Below are 6,435 nucleotides of genomic sequence, written 5' to 3' on the forward strand. Positions count from 1 at the left end.
CTTCATTAACGTTCTTTACTTATATTTGCCATTATGAAAAGGATCGCATTTGTCTTCGTTTTTATACTGCTATCCACTATTGCAGTGCAACATACAGCCAGCGCGCAATGTGCCATGTGTACCATCAGCGCAGAACAGGGTGTTAAAAATGGCAATACCCAAAGTAAGGGCCTGAATACGGGTGTACTTTATCTGATGGCTATTCCTTATTTGTTAATTGGCGGATTAGGTGTGTTGTGGTATGTGAAATACCGTAAAAAAACGATGACACTGAAACATGATTAAGCCTTCCACCTTCCAGTTTTTAAAAGACGTATCCCTGAACAACAACAGGGAGTGGTTTGCTGAACATAAAGGAGAATATGAGGAAGCACGGGAAGATGTATTACAATTGGTACAACTGCTGATTCCCGAAATTGCTAAAGCAGATCCACTTTTTTCTGCGGAGACAGATCCCAAAAAATGCGTACTCCGGATTTATCGTGATGTCAGGTTCAGTAAAAATAAGGACCCTTACAAAACCAATTTCGGGATCTGGTTCTCTGCCCGCACCAAAGGAGGAAACGAACCAGGATATTATCTTCATCTGCAACCGGGAAACTGTTTCATCGCAGGAGGTTACTGGATGCCGGAAGCACCGCATCTGAAGCTGATCCGTCAGGAAATAGATTATAATATTTCCGACTTTCTGGAAATTATACAGGAAAATAACTTTGCCAAAAACTTCAGATTCAGTATGGAAAATGCCCTGAAAAATGCACCGAAGGGATACGATCCGGCAGATCCTAATATCGCTTACCTGAAGCTAAAGAGTTTTGAAGTAATCAAAGAACTTAAAGAAGAGGATTTTTTTAAATCCAATATCGTTGATAAGTTGAAAAATTATTTCGAAACCATTTATCCATTAGTTGCATTTCTACGAAATGCACTGGAACAATAAAGACCAGTCTTAAAACAATAACCTTTAATTGATAAACCATTAATGAAACACACTTTCTTAGGCTTTGCCTTGATCCTGCTGCTCTCTTCTGTGACCTCCTGTGTCGTTTTATCACCCAAAAAATATAAAGCCCTTCTGGCCAGGGCCGACTCTTTAGATAAAGGATGGCTGGAATCGCAGTACAACGGTCAGACACTGGAAGCAACACTGGCCAAATTAAGGAAAGACACGGCATCACTTCATGGACAGATTGCTGACCTGCAGGGAAAATATGATGATGTAGACGGTAAATACGCGAAATTACGCAGCAATAGCACCAATGAGATCACCAAGCTCTCCGGAGACTTGAAAGCCCGGGAAAAGCGCTTAAAAGAGGTGGAAGAGATTTTGCGCAAACGTGATGAAGCAACCAACCAGCTGAAAGAAAAGCTGCAGGGTGCCCTGCTTGGCTTTACAAAAAGTGGCTTAAGTGTAGACATCAAAAACGGTAAAGTGTATGTTTCTTTAACCGATAAGCTCCTGTTCCCTTCGGGCAGTATCATTATAGATGAGAAGGGTAAACAGGCACTGACTCAATTGGCCGGAGTACTTAAGCAGCAACCGGAAATTAATATTGCGGTAGAAGGACATACCGATTCACAGAAAATTAATAACCTGGGGCAGATTAAAGACAACTGGGATTTAAGTGTACTGAGGTCAACTTCGGTGGTACGCTTCCTGACAGAAGTAGAAAAAGTAGAGCCGGTAAGAATGACAGCTACAGGTAAAGGGCAATACCAGCCGCTGGCGCCAAATACCTCAGCAGAGAGCAGGAGCAAGAACAGAAGAATTGAAATTGTACTTTCTCCTAAACTGGATGAACTGTATGATTTGATCAAACAATAGATATAAAAAAACCGGATGTTATAGACATCCGGTTTTTTTTATGTTTTGGCTTTTAATTAAAAAGGACTTTTGAGATCTTTAAAAACGGAGAGCACTAAATCCTTCTCAGACAATAAAAGCTCCGCTTCCGGTATTTCCCGGCTCCATTCAATATTCAGGTCCGGATCATTCCAGATGACCCCTATTTCCGATTCTTTATCGTAATAATTGCTTACTTTATAAGTAAAGATGGTATTATCTTCCAGGGTCAGAAAACCATGTAAAAAGCCTGGCGGTACCCAGAGTTGTTTATGATTTTCGCCACTCAGTTCTATGCTGTAATGCTGACCGTAGGTAGGGGAGTTTTTGCGTATATCAACCGCTACATCCAGCACTTTTCCTTGCAGCACACGCACCAGTTTGCCTTGAGCAAAGGGTGCTTTTTGGGCATGAAGTCCTCTTAATGTTCCTTTCTGCGAAAAGGACTGGTTGTCCTGAACGAAAGTGACATCAACGCCTGCTTCTGCTAAAATTCTTGCATTGTAACTCTCATAAAAGTAGCCGCGGTTGTCTTTCCATACTTTTGGTTCGATCACCAAAAGATCAGCAATAGGTGTCTGTAAAATATTCATAGTTATGCGATGTATTCCATTAAAGTACGGAAAGATACAAATCTATCTTTAAATCTGATGTTCAATTCTTCATCCAAAGCGGGCTCCTGGAGCTCCTTAAAAGTCAGGTAATTGGCCATATGTTCGGCTGTATACTGGCAGCAAAAAGTAATACCCTCATTTGGTGAATCCACTACCCGAAGTAGCTTATTGGAAATAAAAGCGCCTGTAGCCAGAGCTTTTGGAATGTGCATTTGCTGCATCCAGTCCAGCCATTCGGACGCAGATGCCTCTTCTACAATAAAAGTAACGTTGTATAATAACATGTTGCAAAGATAAGACTATAAGGGCATATTGTCTCCTCTAAGTTTTCTGTAAAATTTCCGCGCCTCAATGGTATACATACTTCCCGGAAAATCAGAGATCAGCTTCTGGAATAATTTTTTGGCTTCCTCTGGTTGTGCCAGCTGGTCCTGGTATAATCCTGCAAGAATAAAAAGTGCATCATCTGCCCACAAGCTTTCGGGATGCTGGGAGATCAGGTTTTGCAGAACAGGTGCAGCCAGGGCATAATTATGTTTTTTAATATAAATATTGGCTTTAGACATTTGCACATCATCCGAAAGGCTGTTTCCCGGGAACGAAATATTAATGCTGTCCAGCTTAGCAAGGGCCTTTTCCGGTAAATTTCTGAACTGCAGCATTTCTGCATCTGCATACATTTTTAGTGCGCTGCTGTCAGCAGGAGATTGCAGGTTATCGGAAAGGAGTAAACTCAAGTTCAGGGCATCATTGGCAATCAGCTGCGAAGTAGAGGCTTTAAGCACATCAGCCTGAGCTTTTGCATAGGCAAAATTACCCTGATAAAAGGAGAGTTTTGCAGAACGGAACCGGGCTTCATTTCCGATGTCCTGGTTCTCAAATTTTTTAGCCACTTGCTCATAGATCAGAAAGGCCTCCCAGGGTTCGTTATTCAGAATGTAAATATCGCCAAGACTCAGTTTGATCCGTCCGGCCTCCATTGGGTTTAAATTAGGAACTTTTAGGGCGTTCTCTAAAGCTTCCTCTGCTTTTGAAGGCGCATTTAAATAATAGGCCTGCAAATTGGCCCATCTCGTCATGGCAAAAAGCGTTTGTGTGGAAGAACCAAATTCTTTGATGAGGGCCTGATACTGATCTGCCAGTTCTGCAATCGCTGTTTTTTCGTAAGCGCCCTGCAGCAGCAACTGGTATTTTGTATCAATCAGCTGGATTTTTGACGGGAGATAATATTCATTCTGTGGCCCCTTGGCCAAAAGATATTCATAGGCCTTTATTGCTGAGGGGTAGGCATCGTTAGAAAGAAAAGTATTGGCCAGATTAAAAATTGCAGCATCATTTTGTTTGAGCCGCTTATTTTGGGCAACTAATTGCCTTAAAGCCATGTCAAATTCCCTCCGCTGTATGTATTGCCAGGTGAGCAGTTGGGTAAAAGTATCGTTGTCCGGTTCTTTCTGAAGCTTTTTGAGCAGGATGGTCTGAAGGATCAGATAGTCACCGTTTCCGTCAAATAAACTGGCCAGGTCTGCTTCGGCCTGAGGTAACATGGCAGGAGAAACAGACAGCGCATTAATATATTCATTAACAAGACCATCTTTGTCTTTTTTGAAACGGTATAGGTTCAGTAGTTCGGGCGCAAATAATTGTTCATTACCAAGAATCTTCCTGCCCTGCAAGAAGGCAGAAATTGCGAGGTCGTAGGCTTGAAAGCGGTAAAAATAACTGACATAGAAGCGGATCTTGTTTTCTTCTTTTGGAAGGAGGGAGATCACTTCAGCAAATGTTTTTAACGCTTTGTCCTGTTGTCCGCTTTCCTGGTAAACTTTGCCCAGTGAAATCTGGTATCCTAAATGGTCCGGCTGCTGTTTGATCATTTTTTTTGCCAGCTTTTCTGCTTCCGGATACTTTCTGGTCTTTAGCAAAGTACTGAGATAAAGATCAAAATAATTATCTGAGGAATTCTTTTCAAATAATTTTCCCAGCAATAGTGCCGCCTTTTCATATTCGCCCTGTTCATAAGCCTGATAAGCCGCAGCATCGTCATTAAGGACTTGTGCAAAAAGGCAATTGTACGACACACATAAGAAGATCAGGAGGCCAATACGTTTCATTTGGATGTTCTGTTTTCTGGGCTGGAATTAAACAATCAGGCTAATATACTTTAAATGTTACTTTGAATATAATTTGATGTGTTTCAAAAATGATTAATTTGACATACACAAGAACAATCCAAAGTAACAATATTGGTGTATAGCCTTTTTAGGAATAAGCCGATGTGTACCTTTGTAGGCTGATAACGATATGATAGCAATTAAAAGAAACCTTTGGTTATTTCTTATTCCCCTTTTCTTTGCCTGTAAACAGAAGGGAAAAGAAATTCCTGTGGCGGATTTCTTTAAATCACAAGACAAATCAGGATTCGGGCTTTCTCCCGATGGTAAAAGTCTGTCTTATTTTAAGCTGGAAGACAACAAGCAAAATATAATTATTGAAGATATAGCCAGTGGGGAAACCAGGCAGATCACCAATCTGACAGACAAAAATGTAAATTATTACACCTGGGTAAGTAACAATGATCTGGTTTATTATAAAAAAGACGATTCAGGACGGCAGATCGATGTGTTCATCATTGATAAGGAAGGCAGCAATGAACGTCAGCTGAATGACAATGAGCGCAGTAAAATGAAAGTGCTCAAAGATCAGTTGATTGACGACAAGTATTTGTTGGTTTCTTCCAATAAAAGAGATTCTACTGTATTTGATGTTTACCGTTTAAATGTACGGAACGGTAAAATGGAAATGGCAGTGAAAAATCCGGGAAACATCACCAATTGGTATGCAGACCCAAAAGCCAGATTGAGACTGGCGACTTCCAGTGATGGTGTTAACGAAACACTGTTGTACCGGGAAAACGAGAGCCAGGAATTTAAGCCGGTGATTACAAATAACTTTAAAACAACATTGATCCCGGTTGCTTTTTCGGAGAACACACCTAATAGTATTTACGCCATATCCAATGTTAACAGAGACAAAAATGCCCTGGTAGAACTGGATTGTAAAACAGGAAAAGAAAATAAAGTACTGTTTAGCAATGATACGCTTAATGTGGTGGAAGCCCAGTACTCTGCGAATAAAAAAAGAATGGCCTATGTGGTTTGCGAAACCTGGAAGAGGGAAAAGTTCTACCTGGATGACACTGTAAAACAGTTTTATCAGAAACTGGATCAGCTGTTGCCAAAAACGGAGTCTTATATTGTTGGTCAGGACAAACCGGAAGACCTGTTTGTGATCCGTACCTATACAGACCGGAACCCAGGGTCTTATTATTTGTATTTTGCCAATAATGGCAAGTTGAGAAAACTGAGCGATGTAAATTCTTCCATCTGTATAGAAGAAATGAACGAAATGAAGCCCATTTCTTACCGGTCAAGAGACGGAGTTATGATCAATGGTTATCTGACTTTACCCGGAAATAAAGCTGCAAAAGACCTCCCTTTGATTGTACTGCCGCATAATGGAATTGGACCGGATACCCGGGACAGTTGGGGTTACAATGCTGAAGTCCAGTTTTTAGCCAGCAGAGGATATGCCGTTTTCCAGCCAAATTACAGAGGTTCTGCAGGATATGGTAAGGAGTTCAGAGCGGCTGGATTTAAACAGTGGGGTTTAAAGATCAAAGAAGATATAGAGGACGGGGTGAAATGGCTGGTGAAGGAAAAGGTGGTTAACTCTAAAAAGATAGGTATTTATGGTAGCGGTTTTGGAGGTTATATTGCGTTGAACAGTCTATATTCCAGTCCGGGTATATATGCTTGCGGCGCCTCTAATTCGGGTATTATTAATTTGTTTGGCTTTTTGAAATCCATTCCGCCCTTCTACAAAGCAAGGCTTCAGATGATTTATGACGTGATTGGCAATCCGGTAACAGACGTGGACTACCTGCGGCAGGCCTCGCCGGTTTTTCATGCAGATAAAATAAAG

7 protein-coding genes are annotated in these 6,435 nt (G+C 41.2%); 4 read left to right on the forward strand and 3 right to left on the reverse strand.

All coding sequences use genetic code 11. From position 1 onward, the window contains the following. Positions 1-33: 33 nt before the first annotated feature. Genes VNZ46_RS11610 through VNZ46_RS11620 form a run of 3 tightly spaced genes read left to right on the forward strand, consistent with a single transcriptional unit; the run spans position 34 to position 1,825 of the window. Entirely contained in the window at positions 34-285 is a 252-nt protein-coding gene (locus VNZ46_RS11610; RefSeq protein ID WP_108555753.1) for a hypothetical protein, read from the forward strand. Then, positions 278-940, forward strand: coding sequence for a DUF2461 domain-containing protein (locus VNZ46_RS11615; protein WP_325560312.1), 663 nt, complete (start codon positions 278-280; stop codon positions 938-940). The genes VNZ46_RS11610 and VNZ46_RS11615 overlap by 8 nt, the downstream gene beginning before the upstream one ends. Positions 941-982: 42 nt before the next feature. Beyond that, complete coding sequence (locus VNZ46_RS11620; protein WP_325560313.1) at positions 983-1,825, forward strand: OmpA/MotB family protein; 843 nt, start codon at positions 983-985, stop codon at positions 1,823-1,825. A 56-nt stretch (positions 1,826-1,881) separates the two neighbouring features. On the opposite strand, the gene rfbC is transcribed toward VNZ46_RS11620, so the two are convergent. Genes rfbC through VNZ46_RS11635 form a run of 3 tightly spaced genes read right to left on the reverse strand, consistent with a single transcriptional unit; the run spans position 1,882 to position 4,565 of the window. Continuing rightward, positions 1,882-2,436: a dTDP-4-dehydrorhamnose 3,5-epimerase gene (rfbC, locus tag VNZ46_RS11625; RefSeq protein WP_325560314.1), complete on the reverse strand. Its 555-nt coding sequence runs from the start codon at positions 2,434-2,436 to the stop codon at positions 1,882-1,884. Positions 2,437-2,438: 2 nt separating this feature from the next. Further along, entirely contained in the window at positions 2,439-2,741 is a 303-nt protein-coding gene (locus VNZ46_RS11630; RefSeq protein WP_325560315.1) for a DUF4286 family protein, read from the reverse strand. Between the two features lie 15 nt (positions 2,742-2,756). After that, positions 2,757-4,565 (reverse strand): tetratricopeptide repeat protein, encoded by a 1,809-nt coding sequence (locus tag VNZ46_RS11635; protein WP_325560316.1) that lies wholly within the window; start codon positions 4,563-4,565, stop codon positions 2,757-2,759. 190 nt (positions 4,566-4,755) lie between these two features. On the opposite strand from VNZ46_RS11635, the gene VNZ46_RS11640 reads away from it, so the two are divergent. Beyond that, positions 4,756-6,435, forward strand: a 1,680-nt coding sequence (locus tag VNZ46_RS11640) for a S9 family peptidase (RefSeq protein ID WP_325560317.1), incomplete at its 3' end; no start/stop codon positions are given.

Origin of the sequence: Pedobacter sp. (genome assembly GCF_035566355.1) — a bacterium.
In the GTDB taxonomy this organism is placed as follows: domain Bacteria; phylum Bacteroidota; class Bacteroidia; order Sphingobacteriales; family Sphingobacteriaceae; genus Pedobacter.